The following is a 1,515-nucleotide window of genomic DNA, read 5'->3' on the forward strand; positions in this document are numbered from 1 at the left end:
TTAGCATGATTTAACCATTTAACTAAGTAGACCTGAACTTTCCAAATCAAGTATTTGGACGGTTATTTGGTATACACAAATTTAGTATAACATGATATTTTTATTATTTTTAATGATAATTATTGACAACTATTAGCTGGTTTTGTTGAATATTGCTATGGAACTAAAATCCCCAAGCTCAATAAGAATTATTTCAAAAAGGGACAACCCATCCATTGCCCCTTTCATTACTAACCCTTTTGAATTTTTAACATCGTATTAGCATTTATCTGAAATTCATATGATACTTTCACTTCTTCAACTGTACAGCCATTGTCCACCAGATAAAATATTATTTTATCTAAATGCTCATAACGTTTTCCCTCTAAATCAACTAAAGGGAAAATACGAACTTCACCTTTCGTAACCCTCAATAACTCATTTAGTGTTTCAATGTGAAATTGATAATCTAATCTATCCGCATACATAAATAAAAAATGGGCCGAGAAAAGAATATCAAATTCTCCATCCTTAAATGGTAAAGAAGGTATAGTAAGTGGAACGTACCTTTCGTTGAATTCCCTCATGTCATTAGCATAATTTTGCAAAGCACTTAGACGATGCTTCCTAAGACCTTCTATATCATTGAAATAATCCCATTTATAATTATTTTGAGCTTTTTGCATATGCTCCATTGCGTGTTCAATATCTTGAAGGCCTTTATTTTCAAGATCCTTACTTGAATGATAATAGGCAATGTCGCAAGCTGTTATATCTAAACCTAATTTACTACCTACAGCAGTAAATGAGCAAGCACCTGCTGGACAATCTAGTATTTTCTTTCCCTGGAGTTCTTCCTCTGAAAGCGAGAACATATCTAAATACTCTTCAAAGGTTCTCCCAATAAAAACAATTCGTTCTAAATCTAACTTTGTACTCTGCTCAACATTACTCAACTAAACTCACCTCTTCTAAAAAATTACATTTATTTCACCATAAATATACTGCTGATAATAACCTCCTTTAGTTCTACTTCTTTGACGATCTGGCTCTAGAATGTAAAATAAGCGCCAATTCCTGAAGAATGGCGCCCTATTGCAGAAAACTGTGGTCAAACTGTGCAACAAATCTTAGGGAACAGTTCTTCGTATAACTATTCCCTTAGATTATGTAATTAATTAGCTGCTTCTGATCTCCCAGGAAATATCTTTTCAAACAATGAAATCAGAGAAACAGTAACACTGACAACAAGCAATCCAGTTATTAACGATGATGTATTAATCCCGTAATGAGCGAATGCTGATGTTAAGATATAACTTAAGGAAGTATTTTGTTACAAGGGAGCAAGCAGAAATTTCAATTCCAAATTTATTGAATAAAAAATTCTAATATATTAGAATATAGGAAATACATAATAAGGAGGCTCTTTTATGAAACACCTTTATTCTCCATATCCAGCTGAAAGCATTTCCTTACAAGTAGAATCCTCACCTGTTTGGGAAGTGATACTTGGTATTGCAGGGTACACACATGGAC

Annotated in this window: 1 protein-coding gene; it reads right to left on the reverse strand. The window is 33.0% G+C overall.

The window, feature by feature from the left end; all coding sequences use genetic code 11:
• Window positions 1–230: 230 nt before the first annotated feature.
• Window positions 231–935 (reverse strand): SAM-dependent methyltransferase, encoded by a 705-nt coding sequence (locus AC1DCY_RS27090; protein ID WP_477355762.1) that lies wholly within the window; start codon window positions 933–935, stop codon window positions 231–233.
• Window positions 936–1,515: the final 580 nt, after the last annotated feature.

It is taken from the genome of Lysinibacillus sp. 10T31 (genome assembly GCF_056394365.1).